The sequence below is a fragment of the Amycolatopsis sp. NPDC003865 genome, from assembly GCF_053605345.1.
Window position 1 is genome coordinate 201,498 of record NZ_JBSGJA010000009.1, and the last position, 18,384, is coordinate 219,881.

18 protein-coding genes are annotated in these 18,384 nt (G+C 70.8%); 14 read left to right on the forward strand and 4 right to left on the reverse strand.

Going from position 1 to position 18,384, the window contains the following annotated elements; translation table 11 throughout:
• Positions 1-147 precede the first annotated feature (147 nt).
• The 12 genes from ACWEVP_RS22550 to ACWEVP_RS22605 all read left to right on the forward strand — a co-directional run bounded on the left by ACWEVP_RS22550 (position 148) and on the right by ACWEVP_RS22605 (position 10,674).
• A complete protein-coding gene (locus tag ACWEVP_RS22550) occupies positions 148-750 on the forward strand; it encodes a toll/interleukin-1 receptor domain-containing protein (protein ID WP_452064529.1) in 603 nt (200 codons plus the stop codon).
• Positions 747-1,088, forward strand: coding sequence for a hypothetical protein (locus tag ACWEVP_RS22555; protein WP_452064530.1), 342 nt, complete (start codon positions 747-749; stop codon positions 1,086-1,088). Before ACWEVP_RS22550 ends, ACWEVP_RS22555 begins: the two co-directional genes overlap by 4 nt.
• Positions 1,089-1,226: 138 nt before the next feature.
• Positions 1,227-1,958, forward strand: a complete 732-nt coding sequence (locus ACWEVP_RS22560) for a hypothetical protein (protein ID WP_452064531.1) — start codon at positions 1,227-1,229, stop codon at positions 1,956-1,958.
• 37 nt (positions 1,959-1,995) lie between these two features.
• Complete coding sequence (locus tag ACWEVP_RS22565; protein WP_452064532.1) at positions 1,996-2,508, forward strand: hypothetical protein; 513 nt, start codon at positions 1,996-1,998, stop codon at positions 2,506-2,508.
• Entirely contained in the window at positions 2,505-3,350 is an 846-nt protein-coding gene (locus ACWEVP_RS22570) for a hypothetical protein (protein WP_452064533.1), read from the forward strand. The genes ACWEVP_RS22565 and ACWEVP_RS22570 overlap by 4 nt, the downstream gene beginning before the upstream one ends.
• Positions 3,351-3,551: 201 nt before the next feature.
• A complete protein-coding gene (locus ACWEVP_RS22575; RefSeq protein WP_452064534.1) occupies positions 3,552-4,193 on the forward strand; it encodes a hypothetical protein in 642 nt (213 codons plus the stop codon).
• 6 nt (positions 4,194-4,199) lie between these two features.
• Positions 4,200-5,402, forward strand: coding sequence for an OmpA family protein (locus ACWEVP_RS22580; RefSeq protein WP_452064535.1), 1,203 nt, complete (start codon positions 4,200-4,202; stop codon positions 5,400-5,402).
• A gap of 31 nt (positions 5,403-5,433) precedes the next feature.
• Entirely contained in the window at positions 5,434-6,516 is a 1,083-nt protein-coding gene (locus ACWEVP_RS22585) for a TIR domain-containing protein (RefSeq protein ID WP_452064536.1), read from the forward strand.
• Complete coding sequence (locus ACWEVP_RS22590; RefSeq protein ID WP_452064537.1) at positions 6,506-8,752, forward strand: hypothetical protein; 2,247 nt, start codon at positions 6,506-6,508, stop codon at positions 8,750-8,752. Before ACWEVP_RS22585 ends, ACWEVP_RS22590 begins: the two co-directional genes overlap by 11 nt.
• Entirely contained in the window at positions 8,749-9,825 is a 1,077-nt protein-coding gene (locus ACWEVP_RS22595; protein ID WP_452064538.1) for a hypothetical protein, read from the forward strand. The genes ACWEVP_RS22590 and ACWEVP_RS22595 overlap by 4 nt, the downstream gene beginning before the upstream one ends.
• Positions 9,826-9,832: 7 nt before the next feature.
• Positions 9,833-10,354 carry a hypothetical protein gene (locus ACWEVP_RS22600; protein ID WP_452064539.1) on the forward strand — a complete coding sequence of 174 codons (522 nt, stop codon included), beginning with the start codon at positions 9,833-9,835 and terminating at the stop codon, positions 10,352-10,354.
• A 47-nt stretch (positions 10,355-10,401) separates the two neighbouring features.
• Positions 10,402-10,674, forward strand: coding sequence for a hypothetical protein (locus ACWEVP_RS22605; protein WP_452064540.1), 273 nt, complete (start codon positions 10,402-10,404; stop codon positions 10,672-10,674).
• Positions 10,675-11,315: 641 nt separating this feature from the next.
• Here the strand turns inward: ACWEVP_RS22605 and ACWEVP_RS22610 are convergent.
• Positions 11,316-12,389 carry an FAD-dependent oxidoreductase gene (locus ACWEVP_RS22610; RefSeq protein ID WP_452064687.1) on the reverse strand — a complete coding sequence of 358 codons (1,074 nt, stop codon included), beginning with the start codon at positions 12,387-12,389 and terminating at the stop codon, positions 11,316-11,318.
• A 62-nt stretch (positions 12,390-12,451) separates the two neighbouring features.
• Here ACWEVP_RS22610 and ACWEVP_RS22615 point away from each other — a divergent pair, with 62 nt between their 5' ends.
• Positions 12,452-13,108, forward strand: a complete 657-nt coding sequence (locus tag ACWEVP_RS22615) for a TetR/AcrR family transcriptional regulator (RefSeq protein WP_452064541.1) — start codon at positions 12,452-12,454, stop codon at positions 13,106-13,108.
• 27 nt (positions 13,109-13,135) lie between these two features.
• On the opposite strand, the gene ACWEVP_RS22620 is transcribed toward ACWEVP_RS22615, so the two are convergent.
• Both ACWEVP_RS22620 and ACWEVP_RS22625 read right to left on the reverse strand, forming a co-directional pair.
• Positions 13,136-14,497 carry a beta-1,3-glucanase family protein gene (locus tag ACWEVP_RS22620; protein ID WP_452064542.1) on the reverse strand — a complete coding sequence of 454 codons (1,362 nt, stop codon included), beginning with the start codon at positions 14,495-14,497 and terminating at the stop codon, positions 13,136-13,138.
• Positions 14,498-14,771: 274 nt separating this feature from the next.
• On the reverse strand, positions 14,772-15,977 hold the full coding sequence (locus tag ACWEVP_RS22625) for an FAD-dependent oxidoreductase (RefSeq protein WP_452064543.1): 1,206 nt from the start codon (positions 15,975-15,977) through the stop codon (positions 14,772-14,774).
• Between the two features lie 83 nt (positions 15,978-16,060).
• On the opposite strand from ACWEVP_RS22625, the gene ACWEVP_RS22630 reads away from it, so the two are divergent.
• Positions 16,061-16,987 carry a TAXI family TRAP transporter solute-binding subunit gene (locus ACWEVP_RS22630; protein WP_452064544.1) on the forward strand — a complete coding sequence of 309 codons (927 nt, stop codon included), beginning with the start codon at positions 16,061-16,063 and terminating at the stop codon, positions 16,985-16,987.
• On the opposite strand, the gene ACWEVP_RS22635 is transcribed toward ACWEVP_RS22630, so the two are convergent.
• Complete coding sequence (locus ACWEVP_RS22635) at positions 16,984-18,381, reverse strand: sensor histidine kinase (protein ID WP_452064545.1); 1,398 nt, start codon at positions 18,379-18,381, stop codon at positions 16,984-16,986. The two genes, ACWEVP_RS22630 and ACWEVP_RS22635, sit on opposite strands and share 4 nt — an antisense overlap.
• Positions 18,382-18,384: the final 3 nt, after the last annotated feature.

Genomic DNA, 18,384 nt, shown 5'->3' on the forward strand with positions numbered 1-18,384 from the left:
CTCGAGGTCGATCCATAGAGCGTCGAATTCGCTGAGGCGAGTACGAGTTCCGCTTCGAAATCCATTGTCGGTCGGCGCCGGTCGCCATGGACAACCCCTGTGCGTCGGATTTGGCTCGGTCCGGCGCCACAGAAGGAGAAATGATCGATGCGCCGCACATTCATCAGCTACCGCCACGAGGACAGCGCGCACGTGGCACGGGAGATCGCTGCCGGACTCGCGAAGCGATCCGGCTGGCAAAGCGTATTTCGCGACCGAGACTCGCTTCGCCCCGGAGAACTGTATCCGGCGTCCATTCGGGACGCGGTTTCCGTAGCCGACCTCGTAGTGGCGCTCATCGGTCCTCATTGGCTGGATGCTCGTGACGACGACGGAGGATCGCGGCTCGCGGATCCGCGGGACTGGGTCCGGTCCGAGCTGCGCACGGCTTTCGAACGCGCTGTCCCGGTAGTTCCGGTGCTTCTCGACGACACGCGGTTGCCCGCCGCGGCCGAGCTGCCCCCCGACGTCCGCGCACTGTCCAGCTCGACCTACCGGCGGCTTCGCGACCGGAGCTTCACCACCGACCTCCGTGGACTGATCGACGAACTCACGGAAGCCCCGGGCGCAGTCTCCGACGGTGGTCCCGATCGGCCGACACCGGCCGGCCGGCAAAACCAGTACACATCGGTGTCCGGTGGCGGCATCACCTACATCAGCCAGGGCACGCAGACGGTCAACAACCACGGTACCGAAGGAGGCCGGCGATGACGTTCCCGCCCGATCACGGAAACGGCCCGCACGGCCGGCAGTTCAACCACACCGAGGGCGGCACCAACTACATCTCGCAGGGCGGGCAGACGATCCACAACGGGGACTACCTCGACCGGAGCGACCGCCGAACGTATCAGCAGGTCTCGCGAGCCCGCTCCTACGCCGGACGCTGGGTGCTGGGGATCGCGCTCGTGGACATCGTCTTCTTCAGCTACGGAGCGGCGGCGTACACCGGAAAAGCCGACGACCACGGCGACCTCGTCCGGGCAGTGATCTTCTTTGTCCTGCTGGGTCTCACCGGAAGCCTGGTCCGGCGCTGGTTCAGAGCCCGCTGAGTCCAGCGCAACCGAGGTCCACAGTGGACACAGTGGTCCACGAGTGATCCACCGCCGTTCCAAGGAGCCGAGAGAAGCTCGGCGTAACGAGTCTCAGCCGTGCGGCACGCGTCGCACGCCCTTCCGCCAGGAGGCGCGATGTCGAAGAACCCGGACCGAGAAGCCGACAAGCTACGCCGGAAGGCACTTCGCTACGGACCGGTGGCCCGGCTGGCCGACCGCCGAGCCGGGCGGCAGGACGGCAAATCGGGGTTTCCCGCGCTGCCGGTGAACGACGAGTTCGCCGCGACGCCCTACCACGGCGTGCGTCAGCATCACCTCAACGTGTTCGCCGCACGTGAACTGCTCCGCCAGGAGGAGGAGATCCACCCGCTCGTCCGGCGCCGGGAAGAGCTCGAGGGTGAGATCACCAGTGCCGAAGAGAAGGTCGCCGACGCCCGCGCGCGGCTGGCCGCGACGCCGGTGGTGCCACCGGAAGAGGAGCTGACCCGGCGGAACGCGGTCGAATCCGGCGTGGACGAACAACTGGTCCGGACCCGGCGCCAGCGCGAGCACAACCGGCGCCGCAGTCCGCTGGTGCAGGACGCGGAGCGCGCGGTCGAACAGGCCCGCACACTCCACGTCGAGCTGGCCCGGCTGCAAGGAGGGATCGTCGCCAGGAAGAGGCTGACCCTGGCGCGGATCCAGCTTCACCACGAACACGCCCAGCGGCGGTGCCGCACCTACGAACGCCACCTCGTCCGCCGGCACCCCGATGGCGGCGCGCTCATCCCGCTGCTCGAGCTGGCCCGGCCTCAATTGCCGGCCTGGGTTCACGAGCCCGAAACGCTCGTCGTGCCCGTGCCGCCCGAGCCTGCCGCACAGCACTGACCCACCGACCGACCACCACGATCACAAAGGATTCGCCATGTTCCGCCGCCACCGCCGTGGAAGACCCGAACCGGCCGAGCCCACCTGGCAGGACGTCATGCCCGACCGGGCCGGCCCTGACGACAAGCCCGGTCCATTCCTGCAGCTGACCGAGATCGACCGGTGGCGTGCGGTGCCGTTCGACATGCCGCCCGCGCCGGATCGGGGAACCTGCCGCCAGCGCGTGCGCCAGCTGGTGGAACAGCTGGGCGACGCGGTCGACGAGGGCACTGGCGCGGCGCTCGACCTGGTCGTCGAATCGTGGGTGGCCGCGTGGGTCGAGTCCGTGCGCACCGAGTACCTCGACCACCAGACCGTGCTGGCGCTGCACCTCGGTCAGGCGACGCAGTACCGCCGCGAGCTGGAGCTGCAGGCGAGTCACGCGACCGAGGAGCTCGAGCGCCTGAACGAAGCCGGCGAACAGTGCCGCGCCGAGCTCGCCGGCCGCTCGCCGGGCGCCGGCCCGGAACGGCCGGTGCCCGTGCGCGACGACGAGGAGGGCGAGCGATGAACCGGATCTTCGCCGGCCGGCGGAAGAAGCCCGCCGGGTGGGCGGCCCCGGAGCTTCTCGCGGGCCGCGGCTCACTCGGTCTCTTGGCCGCCGGTCTGCTCATTCTCGTCGGCGCGCTGACCGACACCGCCGCGTTCAAGGCGGTGCTCGATCTGCTGCTCAACGAAGCCGAGGTCTTCTCCTGGCTGATGGCGCTGGGCGCGACCGCGCTGGCGCTGATGGCCGCCGCCACCGCCGGGGTGGCGCTCGCCGGGCTGCGCCACGGCCGTACCGGGGTCGTCCCGGCGATCGTGGTCCTCACGATCGCTTGGCTGGCCCTGGGCGTCGTACTCCTGGTGGTCCGCTGGCACAGCGCCGAGCTGACCGGATCCGCGCTCGGCTTCGGCGCGGGAGCCGGACCGGACGCGGCCAAGGTCGAGCGCGGCCACTACGCCGCATGGTTCTTCTTCGCCCTGTACCTCGTCAGCGGGCTGTGCACGGCTTTCGAAGCCGAACGTCTCTACAACCCCGTCTACTTCGCCCACCGCCGCTTCGTCAAGCAGACGGCGCAGCAGAGCGCCGAGGTCGCCCGGCTCGACGCGCTGAAGGTCCGTGCGGACTCCGTCGTCGACCAGTGCGTCGGGGAGTTCGACCGTGAGGACGAGCGGATGACGGCCGCGATCCGCGAGCGCCAGGCGCTCGGTGCCGAACTCGCCAACTACGCGAGGCACTTGATGGCGGTGCACATGCAGGACCCGGCGAAAACCGGCGTGACGGAGACCGGCCCGGTGCCGCTGCCCTCGTCCAGTCCGGCCGCGGAGCCCGAAGAAGACGGTGACGAGGAAATCCGGCGGGCCGGATGAACCGCTGGTACCAGCGGTTCCTCGGCCAGGAAGCCGCGGAGCCGCCCAAGCCCCGCTGCCCGCACTGTCGTCAAGAGCTCGATGTCTGCGGGGCCTGCTCGGGAGCCTACGACCCGGGGCGGCTCTGCCAGGAGTGCATGTCGGGGCTCGTCTGCCCGGCCTGCCGGCGGCACTGGACCTGGAACTGAACGGAGCGAACACATGCGATCCCGCCGAAGCGGCCGGACGTCGATCGGACCGCTGGGCCGGTACCCGGACGTCGTCCTGCGCGCGGCCGGCACACCGGCACCCCCGGTGCCCCTGCCCCCGACCCGGTGGGCCGCTGGACCGCCGCCCCTGGCCCACGGTGTCGACTTCACCTTCACCCGGTGCCGCGGACGACACCCGATCCGCTGGTGTCCGGGACTCTCCGTCACCATCCGGCCGGCCGAGTCCGCGGGGTGGACGCCGCCGGCCGACCTCGAGGAGGTCGTCGCCGAGCTGAGCCTGCTGACCGGGCTCGATCTGCGGACGGCTGCCGCGCACCCGCCGGCGGCGCGCGCTGAGGAGGTGGCGCCGGGCGACATCGTCGTCCGGCCCGCGGCCGCCGGTGAGAACTGCTGCGAGCTCAGCGCGGCCCACGGCGACGCGCACCTCGACCGTGGACTTTGCGTGCTGGGCGGTGGCCCGGCCGCCGCGAACCTGCGCCACCAACTGGGCCATGCCTTGGGACTCGGGCACGCACTGCGGTCCGGCGCCGTCATGCACCCCAGCCCCACCACCGGGTCGTTCGGGCCCGGGGACCGCCACGGCTTGGCGGCCCTCGGGCACGGCGCCACCCGACCGGACATCCGAAAGTTGTGAGGAACCTTGTTCAGATCTCTCCGTCTCCCCCACGTCCTGCTCGCCGCGGTGGTGCTGCTGCCCGCCCTGGCCGCGTGCGACGCCGAATCGGACGCAGCGGCACCCACGGCCGCGCGAATCGGGAAGTGCCAGGCCACCGGACCGTTCGCCGTCGCGGCCGGTGGCCGGGCCGGCAGCCCTCAGCCGGTTCTGCCGGACCAGGTCGGCCTGATCGTCCAGGCGGCGGTCACGGCCGCGCGAGACCACACGCCGGGTCCCAAGGTCTCGGTGGTGACCGTCGACGGACGGCCTGAGGTCACGACGTCCGCGCAGTTCTATTCCGACGCCAACAACACTGCGGCTCTCGAAGACGACCAGGCCCGGTTCATCCGCGAGTTCGCCACCGCCGTGGCTTCGGTGCGGGCCAAGGTTGCCGAAGCGGACGTGCTCGGCGCCCTCGGCGTCGCCGCCCATGCGACCGGGGAAGGCGCGGGCACGGTCGTGCTCGTCGACTCCGGCCTGCAGACCGTGCCACCCCTGGACTTCCGCCAGCCTGGCCTGCTTGACGCCGACCCCGGCGAGGTCGCGAGCGCGCTGGGCGACGCGGTGCCGGACCTGCGGCACAAGACGGTCCTGCTCGCCGGTATCGCCGACACGGCGGCACCGCAAGCCCCGCTCGACACGGCTCGGCACAACCAGCTGACCGAGCTGTACAAGGCGATCGCCAAAGCCGGAAAAGCCGACTGCGTCGACGTTCTGCCAGAGCCCCACGGCGGAGCGGCCCCAGCCGGCGTGCCGCCGGTCGGGGTGGTCCCCGTCCCGCTGCCCGACAACCTCGATCCGGATCAGTTCACCAAGCTGGTGCTGCCCGACGACGGGAAGGTCGGCTTCCAGCCGGACCGCGCGGACTTCCGCGACGCAGCGGCGGCGGGTGAGGTGATCGCGCCGGTCGCCCGCTGGCTCGCCGCCCGGGGTAGCCGCGGCGTGCGGCTGACCGGCACGACCGCCCGCACCGGCGATCGGGCGGGCCAGATCGCCCTGGCCGACGCGCGGGCGAACGCGGTGGCCGGGCTCCTCGTGCAGGGAGGGGCCAAGCGCGAGCAGATCACCACGGCCGGCGTCGGCAGCTACTTCGACGGCTACGTGCCCGACCACAACGCGGACGGCTCGCTGATTCCCGCGGCCGCCGCGCGCAACCGGACGGTGATCGTCGAGGTGACGAGCCGATGAGCCGCCATCCCGGAATCGAACAGGAGGAAGCATGACCGACGGACCGGAGTACGAGTACGACTACTGCCTGTCGTTCGCGGGCGAGGAACGCGACTACGTCGAGGAGGTGGCCAAGCACCTCGTCTCCGCGGGCCTGCGCGTCTTCCTCGATTCCGAGGAGACCGCGGACCTGTTGGGCGCGGACCTTTACACGCGCCTCGACGAGATCTACAACCACCGATCGCGCTACTGCGTCCTGTTCGCCTCCGAGGCGTTCGCGCGCCGGATGTGGACCCGGCACGAACGGCGCTCGGCCCAGGACCGGCAATTCCGGACCGAGGGTGGCTACATCCTGCCGGTGCGGTTCGACGACACCGAGATCCCGGGGCTGCGCACGACCACGGGGCACGTCGACGCGCGGATGACGTCGCCGGCGACCTTGGCAGCTCTCCTGATCGCCAAACTCGGCACCGGGTCCGACGTCACGCCGGTCGCTTCATCGATCGTCGTACTGGCCGGTGGCTTCCCGGATGTCCTCACCGACGTGCTGGAACACGCGCTGGCCGAGTGCCGGATCACGCTGCCGCCGGAACAGCTGTCCCCCGGCGCCTCCCGGGTGGTCGCGGTGGTTCCGGAGCAGGCGCTCCCGGCCCCCGAAGTCGTGACGACGCTGGCCGGCGCGATCGAGCGAATAGCGCGTCAGAGAGGGGTCGCTGCGTTCAGAATCGCCGTGCACCAAGGGCAAATCCCCCTCGTCGGCCACCAGGCGACCCTCGACGTCAACACCGCTGTCGAGGCCGCGCTGTCTGCCGCCGTCACCGACGTGCTGGACCGCGCACCCAACGCCGACTGCGCGATCGTCGCCACCGAACGGGTGTACCGGGCCGTGATCCGCCGGGGCCGAGGGGGCAGCAACCCGTCGCTGTACCGGCTTGTCACCACCGCTACCGGAACGGCCCTGTACGTCAAGGTCCCCGGCTATCCGCGGCCACCCGGCCCTGACTCACCGCCGCCCACGACGGCCCCCACACCTCACCCCACGCCGGTCCGTCGCGGCAATATCTACGAGTTCCGCGGCCCGACAGCCGTTCACCACGCCGGCGACTACTACGAAGGGGCCGGCCGTGACGACTGAACCACCGGACGACCAGGAGACCGACGCATCCGAAAAGACCGAGACGCCGCCGTCACCGTCGGACAACCCTCCGCCCGAAAACACCGCCGAAAAGGACAAGAAAACCGAAGAGAAGTCCGAAGCGAAAGATGGAGAAAAGGACGACGAGGATGGCATCCGGGCCGCACAGGACAAAGCTGCAGACCCGGAGAGCGCACAGTCGTGGGGCCGGTTCAGCGACCAGATCGACGCGGCCGTTCGATCCCTGCTCGGCTGGGGCACCGGTGAACTGGCCGGCTCCTTCGGGACCGCGAACTTCTTCCTTGGTGACACCTCCGTCGGCCACGTCGGCGACCGGCACGGGGCAGCCGGCTACCACGATGTCGACCTGCGGCTCCGCAGCGGCGAGGTGCCCAGGACCGTGCTCGAACGCATCGAAAAATCGTTCGTGGAGCCGGAGGGTTACGCCGAGCTTCGATACCGTCTCGAACAGCGGCAGCTGCTGATCATCCAGGCGAAGAAGGGCACCGGCCGGACGACGACCGCGTTGCGCCTGCTGAACGAAACTTGCCGGGCCGGTGTCCGCAAGCTCGACCCCGACCGTCCGCTCAAGGAGCTGACCGCCAAGTACCTCCAGCCCGCGCACGGTTACCTCCTCGAGTCGCTGGATCCGCTTCAAGCCTCGGAATTCCGGTCGTTCCACGCGGAGCAGCTCGAGCGGACGATGCGCGAACAAGGCTGCATGCTGGTCGTCATCGTCGACAAATCCGTCCGGTTGGTCGACAGCGAAATCAGCGAATTCGTGGTGACGGACTTCGGCCGGATACGACCGAAACCGCTGCTGGAGCGGTACCTCGCGTGGGAACTGGCCGACTCCGCGACGGCTGACCGCGAGCTGCTGACCCGCCCGGAAGTGCGGGAGATCGTGGACCAGCTCGGCGAAGAGCTCCCACCGCGAGAACTCGCGAAACTGGGCCGGCTGCTGATCGACGTCGCGAACAACCGCCTCGACCTCACCTACGTCCGTGACCGCTATTCGCACGCGAGTTCGGTCGACTTCTCCCAGTGGTTCGAGGCGCTGGAGGACTCCGACCAGCGCGCGTTCGTGATCGCCCTCGCCATCTTCAACGACGAGTCCGTGCAAATGGTGTCCACTGCCGCGGGAATGCTCGCCAACCGGTTCCGGCGGCTCGAAGCCCCACGCCGCGAAGATCGCGCACGGCGTGTCTTCGCCACACAGCTCTCCCAGCGGGTCGAGGCAGCCAGGGCCGAATTCGTCGAAAGCTCGCAGGCGACGAACCACGGCGAAGTCCAGGTGAGGAAGGTCCGGTTCCGGGACGACCGGTTCCCCGCACGCGTCCTCGACTGGCTGCGGCTGCAGTACACCGACGCGCTCGAAGTCGTCTTGGACTGGTTGTTCGACCTCGGCGGGGACGACGAGCACGAAGTCCCCGCCCGGGTCGGCGTCGCGGTCGGGGCGTTGAGCCAACACGACTTCACCTACGTTTTCAACCGGATGATCCTCCGCTGGGCCGGTTCCGGCAACGCGGAGGAGCGGCGGGCGGCGGTCGCGGCGCTGCGTGTGCCGGGGCAGCTCCCGGAGCTCGAGCACGTGGTCTCCAGAGTGCTCAAGCAGTGGGCCGAGCGCGGGACGCCCGCGTTGCGCGCGACCGCCGCGGAGGCACTGGGCAGTATGCCGTCGATAAGCACGCGGCAAGCGTTGAAGTTGTTGCGCAAGGCCGCGATCCCGGCCACCGCCTACTCCGTCGGCGTCGGATTGAACGACCTCTTCCTGCGCGCCGATCCCGGTCAAGTTCTCGACGCGCTCGTCCGCTGGTCCGAAGACGGCCGGCCGCCCGACCGGCGGGACACCGCCTTGCTCACGGTGCTGATCCTTTCGCGCTACGTGCGAGTCCGGGTGGACACCAGCTCGGAGCGCTGGCCGGTCCTGCTGTGGCTGGCCGAACAAGACAAAGACCGACGGACACAGATCCTCGTCCTGTTTTCCCGGATGCTCCAGACCGCCGACTTCCTGCGCGACGCCAACCACGTGATCAAGGACTGGGTTCAGATCTCGGGCAAGGACAGCACGCTCGCCCCAGCGTTGGCCGGCCTGCTGTACGACATCGGGCGGTACTCGGGTGACCTCGACGGCATCCGCTACGACCTCGAACAGTGGGCCGACGCCCGGCAAGGCCCCACCGCCGCAGCACGGACCGTGCTCCGGCTCTTCGATGAGAAAGAGGCGAACTCATGACAACACAGTCAGCTTCCCCGAACGACGCCGCACCCGAGAAACCCGACACGCCCGCAGCGGCCGCGCCGAAAACTCCGGCCGAACCGCCGGCCGAACCGCCGGCCGCACCGATCGTCCGGAAGATCGAGGTCAGCCGCACCTCGCTCCGCAAGGACAATCCGGCGACCTCCGGCCATTCGGCGGTCGTCTACGTCACCAAGAGCGGCGAGTACCGGGTCGGCACCGGCCGGCTCACCATGGGTGAGCTGTGGCTGGCCACCCCGCGCGAGATGTTCCTGGTCGACGTCCAACCGCACTACGAGATCTATTCGATGGAACTGCCCTCTCAGGAAGAGGCGTTCTACTTCGCCGCGAACGTCCGGGTGACGTGGCAGGTGCACGACCCGATCGCCGCAGTGAAGGCGCAGACGGTCGAGCCGCGAGCGGTCATCCACGATCTCCTCGAGGAGCGGCTCCGCACCATCACTCGCGGCTTCGAGGTCGAGAAGAGCGCGAGTGCCGAGCGCCAGATCGCCCAAGAGTTCCAGGACCGGGTGATCCGGGTCTCCGACGTCGTCGAGGTCGTCAACTGCTCCGCGGTGCTGGCCCTCGAAGAAAGCACACGCGAACATATCGCCCAGCGGACCCAGTTCATCCGTGATCGGGAGACGGCAGTGGGTGCCCACGAGCTGAACCTGCTGCACGCCGAACACCAACGTGCCTTGGAGCTCATGAAGGAGCAGCACGAACTCGAGCTCAAGCAGGAGCGCCTGAGGTTTTACGCCGAGGTACTGCGCGAAGGCGACATCAACATGCTCGCGCTGCGTCTCTCCGGCAACAAGGAAGACGTCCAAGACGTGCTGGAGCTGTGGAAGGACCAGAAGCAGCTCGACTACGACCGTTCGTTGACGGTGTTGAACACGTTGCTGGAAGCGCGGCTGGTGACCCGGCGGGACGTCGCGGGCCTGTTGTCGGACGCCAACGACACCCTCGTGGGCAAGCCGAGCGTCTCCGACCCACCCAAACCCGTGACGGCGAAGTCCAGCCGTGCCGACTTGGACGACGAGGACGAAGAGGACGAGGACGATGGCTAGGCTTGAGGTGCTCAGTCCGGTCTCCGACGTGCCGGTGCTCGGTGACCTGGTCGGGCTGCTGGACGACGCTGCCACGCAGATCGGCTTCCCGTTCTGGCTCCGGACGTTCGGGGAGCTGATCGTCGCCGTCGTGCTTGCGTTCTTCCTGCTGCGCGTACTCACCGCCAAGCTGCTCCCGTGGCTGGGCGGCGCACTGGTCCACCCACTGACCCTGCTCACCCGCGGGCTGGTGGTCCTGTTGCTGCTGCCCGACCTCGGCGCCAGCCGGCTCGCACGCAGGTTCGGCCGGAAGCCGCCGGAGGTCGTGTACGGCTACGGTGCCGGCGTGATGGCCGTCATCGAAGCAATCGACGACCTGCTCAAGCGAGCACTTCCCAAGCTTTCGTTGACCCGGGCGATCCGCCCGTGGCTTATCGGCGTCATACTGGCCGCTGGATTTCTGCTCTGGAACAACCAAGATTGTGCCTCAGGTACGGCACCACAATGCGCCAGTCCCGTCCAGGTATGGCTGGCGTCGGTCGGCCAGTGATTCCCTGAACCCGGCACCGTCAGTGCCGGAAACCCGAGGAGCGCGAAATGTTCGGTAAATCGTCAGAACAAACACACATGGAGTCCCTACTCGACAGCTTGGCTCGCTCCTATTTGCGAGGCGCGGTCAGAGGAACTCCGGAGGGGCGCCGCGCACTCTGCGCCGAAATCGGTCAAGCGGCGGAAGCCGCGCAGAGCGCCGGAAAGCACAAGGCGATCATCAAGGCCCGGTCTTATCGGCCGATCATCCTCGGAGCGCTTCCCGCGCCTATTCAGCGAGAATTCGAAGAATTACGTTCATCCGCTCTTCAAGGCTTCTGAACAACGGACACACTTCAGAAGCCGGTCGATTCACGGCAGAATCTGGGAAGCAGCATCAGGCCGACAAACACATGGCAAGGCGGTGCTACGTCGGATAACACCAGCCTGACGAGGCAAAGCCGCCACCTGCCGAGTCGGCGCGCACACCGGTGCTGCCTGCGCGCATGCCGGTGACGGGCCCGTGACGCCGAGAGGTGCTTCCGCAACCTGCCGCGTGCCGGCCCGGCCGCACGCTCCGCACCTCAAGGTTCGTGCGCCGCGGCCGGCGAGACCGGTCGCGGCCGCAGTGCCTGGTCTCCGCGCAGCGACTGGCCGGGGCCGGGCTCGGCGCGGGCGCTCGGCCCCTCGAGCAGGCAACGCAGCGGAACGACGAGATCGGCTTCCGGCGGCCGGCTGGCCGCGTCCGCACGTCCACCTCGCGCCGGCCGGCTCGCTCGCCGACGACAACGTCCTCTCCCGCACCTTCCCCGGCGGCTAACGATCGGTGGCGGACCGGTTGGTGTCAACGCGAGTATGGGCGGCGTGGCGGCACTTCTCCTTCGGTCAGCCGGTGACCCTGTCCCACGAGGACCTCGCCTGGCGCGAAGACCACTGGGCGTTTCCCCAAGGCATACCGCGTCTTCGCTGCCGGTCAGAACCAGTCAGGTGAACATCGCCACCATGCTGTGCGGCGCATCCTCTCCCAGCATGACGTCGTAGATGTCCTCCTCCCCCGCTTCGGCCGCCGCGCGGGGGAACATCGCCCCTTCGTACTCCGCCAACGCCTTCTCCGGGTCCTCCGGGTTCGCCGCGATCGTCTGGGCGAGGTCAGCGCCGTCCAGCATGGCCAGGTTCGCCCCTTCGCCGTTCGGCGGCATCAGGTGGGCCGCGTCGCCGATCAGGGTCACCCCCGGCACGCGGTCCCAGCGGTGCCCGGGCGGCAGCGTGTACAGACGGCGCAGGACCGGCGGTACGTCGCTGTCCGTCAGCAACGCCCTCAGCTCCGGGGCCCAGCCGGCGAACTCCCCGGCGACCTGGCCCGAGACCCAGTCCTCGGGCTTGCGCAGCTGCGCGTACGCGTGCAGCGTCCCGCCGCTTTCGCGGTGCGCCAGGATTCCCCTGCCCGGCGCCGGCGCGAACATCGACCCCGCGCCCACGGCTTTCGCGGCGGCGGGGTGGCGGGTGTCCGCGTCGAACAGGAACGTCTCGACCACCGAAACGCCGACGTACTCCGGCACGGCGTCCGACAGCAGCGGGCGGACCCGGGACCACGCGCCGTCCGCGCCGACGAGCAGGTCCGAGACGACGGTGGTGCCGTCCGCGAAGCCCACTTCGTGCCGTCCTTCGCCGAGGGCCCGGACGCCGGTGACCTTCCGTCCCCAGTGGACGGTCCCGGGCGGCAGCGAATCGAGCAGCAGCCGCCGCAGTTCGCCGCGCTGGACCTCGGGGCGCTCGCCGGTTCCGTCGTCGGGCCGGTCGAGCAGGACAGTCCCTGTCCGGTCGAGGACGCGGTAGGACTCCCGGCCCGCCAGGACGAGGGCGCGGAACCCCTCCGTGAGGCCGGCCGCGTCGAGCGCCCGCCGGCCGTTCCACGGGTGGATGTCGAGCATTCCGCCCTGGCGGCGGGCGGCCGGCGAGGTCTCCGCTTCGTAGACCGTCGCCGGGATGCCGTGGACGTGCAGGACGCGGGCCAGGACGAGACCGCCGAGGCCGGCGCCGACGATCGTGCAATGGATTGTCACTCCAACAACGCTACCACGATTTTGGATCGACGATCCAAAGATGGCATGATGAGCCCATGGCGAAACGACGCACGGACGGGCTGTCCCGGGAGGTGATCGTCAAGGCGGCGGCCGAGCTGCTCGACGGCGGCGGCGAGGCCGCGCTGACCTTCCGGGCGCTCACGACGCGCCTGAGCACCGGCTACGGCGCGATCTACCACCACGTGGCGAACAAGAGCGATCTCCTCGCGGCGGCCACCGACGACGTCATCGCGGGCGTGCTGACCGGCGTGGTCGTCACCGGGGACCCGCGAGAAGCCCTGCGCACGGTGGCACTGCGCCTGTTCGACGCGATCGACGCCCACCCGTGGGTCGGCGCCCAGCTCTCCCGGGAGCCGTGGCGTCCCGCGCTCCTGGAGATCTACGAAAGCACCGGACGGCTGCTCGACGCGCTCGGCGTCCCCGCGGCGGCGCTGTTCGACGCCGCGGGCGCGCTCGTGAACTACGTCCTCGGCGTCGCCGGGCAGAACGCCGCGAACGCTCGGGTCCTCGCGTTCGGCGAAGCGGACCGGGCGGCCTTCCTCGCGAAGGTCGCCGCGCAGTGGGCCGAGCTGGACCCGGAGGAGTACCCGTTCGTGCACCGGGTTTCCGCGCAGCTGCGCGAGCACGACGACCGGGCGCAGTTCCTCGCCGGCGTCGACATCTTCCTGGCCGGGATCGCGGCCCTCCGGTAGCCGGTGGCCACCGGAGGGCCGGGCCGGTCACCAGCCGACCGCGACCACCAGCCACTGCGGGTCGCCGTGGGAGACGAACGACGACTGGGCGGCCACGTCGTCGTACGGGAAGCCGTAGGCGAGGTGGTTGATCCCGTGGTCGTGCCAGAACTTCGCGTAGTAGTTCGCCGGGGCCGCCTGGTAGTACCGCGCCGGGTCCTGCCACTGCGACTGCGGCAGGTGCGCGGTGTGGCGGTTCAGCGCCGCGCACATGTCCGGGTTCCCGGCCAGCGAACCGGCGCAGCCGGTGATGTTCGACGTCGGCTCGTTGACGCCGACCGACTGCGCGTAGGCGGTGAAGTAGTTCGCGTACTGGCCGCCGGCCCGGAAGTCCGGCGCGCTGCCCGGGGCCGGGATGCGGTACGGCGCGTTCACCGTCGCCAGGCCCTTGAACTCCGTCGGCACCTCGGACTGGAACCGGGCGAAGGTGGCCGAGCGGTCCTCCTGGAACAGGCCGTAGTCGTCGCCCACCTGGACGTCGTAGCCGTCGTGGGCGTGCAGCCGCATGGCCAGCTTCAGCGCGAACGCGTCGACGCGGGTCGTGTTGCCGTTGAACACGTCCGGCCCGACGGTGAACTCGATGAAGTCGGCGTACTGGCTGTTCGGGCTGCCCAGGTAGAAGTACATCCGCCCGGCGGAGTTGGCGGGCATGTCGAGGTAGGGCTGTTCGGCGATCGAGTGCGTCTGACCGCCGAAGTTCCAGTACACCTGGCTGTCCGGGTACTTGCCGTTGGTGCGGTTGAGCACCTTCACGGTGAGCACGTTGCGCGCAGCCGGGATGCTCGCCGTGTCACCCCAGAACGAGTCCGGCGGGGTGCCCGCGCCGGGTTGCGTCGTCCCGCCGCCGGTGCCGAACACCTGGAACTCCCACAGCGAGACGCCGTACGGGGTGGCGCGCGCGGTCGTGGCGAGCCGGACGTACCGGCCGGAGCCGGTCACGTTCAGCGTCTGCGTGCCGCCGGTGCCGGTGGTCGTCTGGTACACAGTGGACCACGTGGAACCGTTGGCGGACACCTGGATCTGGTACGCGGTCGCGTAGGCGGCCTCCCAGCGGAGCACGACCTGGCTGACGGTCGCCGCCCCGCCTAGGTCGACCTGGAGCCACTGCGGATCGCTGAACTGCGACGACCAGCGCGTGGCGGTGTTGCCGTCCACCGCCGCGCTCGCGGGGGTGCCGGCGTTCTCCACCGACGACGCCGTGGCGGGTTTGCCTTGGGAGATCAAGGCGTCCGCCGCGGTCGCCGAAGGCGCGGCGAGCCCGAGGACGGCGACGGCGAGGGCCGCCGCGAGCGTAGCCAAGCGGGTACCGGGTCCGCGGCGACGGCGCCGCGGCAGGACGTTCGAGGGCATGGTTCCTCCCTGGCCGGGGAAGTGGGGCGGACCCGCCGCCGGTCAGGGGACGGCGTCGTCCGGCTCGTCCCTGAACGCCGGGCGGATGCCCTCGAGGGCCGGCGGGGAACGATCGGTGAAAAGGTTCATACCACCGCACCCGGCCTGTCAACCCTTGACAGTTCGGCGCCGCGGAGCGATCCTCGGAACCGGTTCCACCTCGAACCTCTGCGTGGCGCCGCCACCCGCCCAGGGGCCCATCCCCGGGAGTCAGCCATGCCCGTCCACTGTGGACTTACGCGACGAGGTCGGCCAGCACCGCGGCGGCCGCCCGCTGACCCGACACCAGCGCGCCCTGCACGGACGGCGTGTCCCGGTGGTCACCGCACACGTACCGGCCCGGGCCGATCCGCACCGGCCGGCGCAGCGGTGCGCCCGGGCCGAACACCGGCAGCGCCTTCGGGATCGCGTACGTCTCGAGCAGGTCCCAGCCCCGCGTGTCCGTGTCGTAGATCCGCGCCAGCCGCTGCCGGACCCGCGGTTCCAGGCCCGGGTCGGCGCGGTCGGGCACCGACGCGGAGATCAGCGCCGAGCCCTCCGGGGCGTAGGCGGGGGAGACCTCGCTGAGCACCGCCGTGTTCAGCAGCAGGTCGTCGAGGCCGTCGACCAGCAGGGTCGGCGAGCGCAGCGGCGAGGTGCCCGCGCGGTAGTAGAAGGTCGTGACCGCGTGCCAGCCCGGCGCTTCCACCCCCGGCAGCAGCCGCGCGGCCACGTCCCCGTCGGTCGCCACCACCACGGCCCGCGCGCGGACCTCTTCCCCGTCGCGGGTGCGGACGCCGTCCTCGGTGACCGCGTCGACCTCGACGCCGGTGCGGACGGTCAGCCCGGCCGCCAGCTGGTCCGGCAGGGCCTGCATGCCCTCGGCGGGCAGCGCGCCGCCGCCGCGCAGGAAGCTGCGCCAGATCAGGTGGAACAGGCGGCTCGACGTCGCCAATGCCGGGTCCAGGAACACCCCGGCCAGGAACGGCCGCAGCACCTCCTCGACCGTCGACGGCGAGAGGCCCCAGCGCCGCAGCTCCTCGGCGGTGCTGCGCCCGGTGTCCGTCCGGTCCGCCGCCAGCACGTCCTTGGCCGCCAGCGCCGCCATCCGCGCGCCGTCGGCGGGGCGGCGCACCGCGAACGCCGCGGCCCCGCGCACCGCGGGCAGGCCGTGCCACGGCCCGGCGAGCCAGCGGCGGCCCGAGCCGGTCATCGCGATCGTGCCGCGCGTGAACGGCCGCGGCCGCAGCGCGGCGACGTCGGTCAGCCGCCGCAGCGCCGGGTAGGCGGGCAGCAGCACCTGGAACCCGCGGTCGAGCCGGAACCCGCGGACGACGTCGGTGCGCACCCGGCCGCCGACGGCGTCGCCCGCCTCCAGCACCGTGACCTCGGCCCCGGCCCGGCGCAGCCGCCGCGCCGCGCTCAGCCCGGCCAGCCCGCCACCCACGACGACGACGTCCATGAAGCTCTCCCTTCCTCCGCACCGAGAGTGCCCTGATCGCCGGTGGCCGACCACTCGAGCACCGGATCTGGCACGATCGGGCCGTGGCCACTAAGCGGCGGAGGCAGGCGCTCGCGATGGCGGCCGCCCTGGTCCTGGCGCTCTCGGCGTGCAGCTCCGGGTTCGGCGACCTGAAGCTGCGGATCGCCGCGGGCAACCCCGGCGGCGTCTACGACAAGCTCGCCCAGACCCTCGCCACGGCGTGGGCGGCGGGCCTCGACATCGAGCGGCCCGCTGTGCTGCAGACCCAGGGCTCGCCCGACAACATCGACAAGGTGCTCGCCGGGGCCGCCGACGTCGCGTTCGTCGCCGCCGACGTCGCCGCCGACCGGTACAAGAGCGACCCGCGGCTGACCACCCTCGCCCGCATCCACGACGACTACCTGCACATCGTCGTCCGCGCCGACTCCGACATCAAAACCGTCGGCCAGCTGCGCGGCCGCCGGATCGCGACCGGCGCGAAGTCCTCGGGCGTGGAGTACATCGCCCGCCGGCTGCTGCAGGCGACCGACCTCACCGACTCGGTCACCACCAGTTCCCGCGGGCTCGACGACTCCGTCAAGGCCCTGCTCGACGGCGAGATCGACGCCTTCTTCTGGTCCGGCGGCCTGCCGACGCCCACGCTGGCCGCCTACAACGGCACGCAGTCGCTGCGCCTGCTCGACATCGCCGACGTGATGCCGAAGATGCAGGAGGTCAACCAGGTCTACGGCACCGCGTCGATCCCGGCGAGCACGTACAACCAGCCGGGCCCGGTGACCACGCTGCTGGTGCCCAACTTCCTGATCGTCCCGAAGTCGATGAGCGACGACGTCGCCGAGGCCCTGGTCCGCGGCCTCTTCGACGCGCGCCAGCAGCTGGCGCTGGCGAACCCGGCGGCGCTGTCGATCGACGTCCACCCCGGCATCGAGACCCAGCCGATCCCCCTGCACCCCGGCGCGCTGCGGTACTACCGGGACAAGAAGACCTAGGCGGCCGGGAACGTCATCGTGATCCGCAGGCCGCCGCCGTCGGGCAGGTCCAGCGCCAGCTCGCCGTCGGAGTGCGCGGTCAGCTCGGACACGATCGCCAGGCCCAGCCCCGAGCCCGGCACGTTCTGGTGGGCCGGGCTGCGCCAGAACCGGTCCAGCGCCCGGTCGAGCTCCTCGGGCGGCAGGCCGGGCCCGTGGTCGCGGACGGACAGGCGCACCCGGTCACCGTCGCGTTCGACCGCGACCCGGATCTCGGTGCCGGCCGCGGTGAACTTCAGCGCGTTGTCCAGCAGCGCGTCCAGGATCGTCTCCGCGCCGCGCGGCGGCATCCGGACCCGCGCGCCGTCGCCCGCCGCGTCGACGACCAGCCGCACGTCCCTGGCCTCGCCGACCACCGACCAGTCGGCGACGCGCTCGGCGACGGCGTCGTCGAGCACCACCGGGTCCAGCTCGCCGCCGGACGCCTCCGCGCGGGCCATCGAGAGGAGACCGTCGAGGATCTGGTGCAGCCGCCCGGCGTCCACCCGCGCGGCCTCCAGGTCGGCGGCGGACTGGTCGTCGACGACGTGGCCGTCGAGGTTCCCGAGCCGGATCTTCAGCGCGGTCAGCGGGTTGCGCAGCTGGTGGGAGGCGTCCGCGACGAACGCGCGCTGCGCGGCCAGCGCGCCCGACACGCTCTCGGCCATCCGGTCGAAGGAACGGCCGAGCTGCCGCAGCTCGGGCGGACCGCCGCTCTCCCCCACCGGCTCGGCCTCCCGCCCGCTGACCACGGACGCGACCAGTGCCCCGGTCGCGTCGTCGAGCCGCTTCACCGGCTTGAGGATCCACCGGACGACCGGGATCGCCACGCCCAGCGCGACCACGAACGCGAGGATCCCGCCCGCGGCGAGCAGCAGCCACCACCACAGCACGGCGGCGCGCTCGGAATCGGTGGTGGACACGGTGAGCACCGCGCCACGCACCTCGCCGTCGGCGAGCACCGGCTCGGCGAGCACCAGCGGCGTCGAGTCCCACGGCATCAGCACGCCGGCGGGCTGCGACCGGCGGCCGGCCAACGCCTCGTGGACCGGGTCGCTGATCCGCTCGTCCTTGAGGTCGATCCGCGCCGCGGCCGGGCCGAGCGAGGTGACGACCGGCTTGCCGTCCGGGTCGACGACCACCACCTGGACGCCGTACACCTCGGTGTAGCGGCGGACGTCGGGCTCGATCAGGTACGGCTTGTTGTCCAGCAGCGGCCGCTGCGCCAGCGAGGCGAACCGGGCGGTGTCGGTGAGCCGGTCGAGGAAGAGGTCCTGCTGCGCGCCGGCGGCGATCGAGATGGCCAGCGGGATGCCGAGGCCGAACACCAGCAGCGCCACCAGCGTCAGCACGATGCCCTGCAGCCGGACGCGCACGTC